The following is a 1,861-nucleotide window of genomic DNA, read 5'->3' as shown; positions in this document are numbered from 1 at the left end:
GGCGCGGCCCGTGCGGCCGAACTCGTCGATCATGCGGTCGATCACCTGCTCCGCCGGGTGCACCCGCCAGGTGCCGCCGGCCGCCTCGACCGCCGCGCGGGCCTCGGCGCGGATCTTGCGCGGCAGCGTCAAGGTCAGCTCGTCCACCAGGGACAGCACCTTCGCCGGGTAGCCCGCCTGCGCGGCGGCCTGCTCGACGGAAGCGGCCGGAACACCCTCGCCGACCATGGCGACGCCCTCGTTGATGAAGTGACCGATCACCCGGGAGGTGAAGAAGCCGCGCGAGTCGTTGACGACGATCGGCGTCTTACGGATCTGCCGGACCAGGTCGAACGCGCGGGCCAGCGCCTCATCGCCGGTGTCCCGGCCGCGGATGATCTCGACCAGCGGCATCTTGTCGACCGGGGAGAAGAAGTGCAGTCCGACGAAGTCGGCCTGCCGGCGGACCCCTTCGGCGAGCGCGGTGATCGGCAGGGTGGAGGTGTTGGAGCACAGCAGCGCGTCGGGCGCGACCACGTCCTGGATCTCCTGGAACACCTTGTGCTTCAAGGCGGCGTCCTCGAAGACCGCCTCGATGACGGCGTCGCAGCCCGCGAGGTCGGCGGGGTCACCGGTCGGGGTGATCCGGGCGAGCAGCGCCTCGCGCTTCTCGGGGGTGGTGCGGCCCTTGGCGAGCGCCTTGTCCAGCAGCCCGGCGGAGTACGCCTTGCCGCGCTCGGCGGCCTCTTGGGTGACGTCCTTGAGGACGACGTCGATGCCGGCGCGGGCGCAGGAGTAGGCGATGCCCGCGCCCATCATGCCGGCGCCCAGCACCGCGACCTTGGCCACCTGACGGGCAGGCACGTCCTTGGGGCGGCTGGCACCGGAGTTGACGGCCTGCATGTCGAAGAAGAACGCCTGGATCATGTTCTTCGAGACGGGCCCGCAGGCGAGTTCGGTGAAGTAGCGGGCCTCAATGGTGAAGGCGGTGTCGATGTCGACCTGGGAGCTCTCGACGGCGGCCGCCAGGATGGCGCGCGGCGCCGGGAAGGGGGCGCCGGCGAGCTGCTTGCTGAGGTTCGCCGGGAACGCGGGCAGGTTCGCGGCGAACGCGGGGCTCTTGGGGGTGCCGCCGGGGATCTTGTAGCCGGGCGCGTCCCAGGGCTGGCGGGCCTCGGGGTTGGCGTGGATGAAGGCGCGGGCGCGGGCGAGCAGGTCGTCGTGGTCGGTGGCCACCTCGTGGATCAGCCCGGCCGCCAGGGCGCGCTGCGGGGCGTACTGGCGGCCCTGGAGCAGCACCTTGAGCAGGGCGTCGGCGATGCCGAGCAGCCGGACGGTGCGCACCACGCCACCGCCACCGGGCAGCAGCCCGAGGGTGACCTCGGGGCAGCCGATCTTGCTGCCGGGCGCGTCCAGGGCGACGCGGTGGTGGCAGGCGAGCGCGATCTCGTAACCGCCGCCGAGCGCCGCGCCGTTGATCGCGGCGACGACGGGCTTGCCGAGGGTCTCCAGGCGGCGCAGGCGGCGCTTGATCCGCATGGACCCGGCGAAAACCTGCTCGGCGGTCTCGGGGGTGGCGCGGATCAGGTCACGCAGGTCGCCGCCGGCGAAGAAGGTCTTCTTGGCGGAGGTGAGGATCACGCCGCGGATGCCGTCGAGTTCGGCCTCCAAGCGGTCGAGGGTGGCGTCGAGGGAGTCGGCGAAGGCCGCGGTCATGGTGTTCGCGGACTGCGCCGGGTCGTCGAGGACGAGGGTGACGACGCCCTCGGTGTCCTGTTCCCAGCGGATGGTGGTGGACTCGCTCATGGTCTTCGAAGCTCCGTTGGTCCGGTTGGTCCGGCGAGGTGCGGGCGAGGGGTGGAACGGCGGGGCGCGGTGGGAC

Annotated in this window: 1 protein-coding gene; it reads right to left on the bottom strand. The window is 72.1% G+C overall.

Annotation, left to right across the window (positions count from 1 at the left end; translation table 11 throughout):
* A partial coding sequence (locus tag AC13HU_RS36525; RefSeq protein ID WP_483046300.1) for a 3-hydroxyacyl-CoA dehydrogenase NAD-binding domain-containing protein occupies positions 1-1,785 on the bottom strand: 1,785 nt, incomplete at its 3' end.
* Positions 1,786-1,861 lie beyond the last annotated feature (76 nt).

Source organism: Streptomyces sp. NH27, assembly GCF_056859195.1.
Note: the sequence above shows the minus strand (reverse complement) of the source record. Positions and strands in the feature narration are given on the sequence as shown.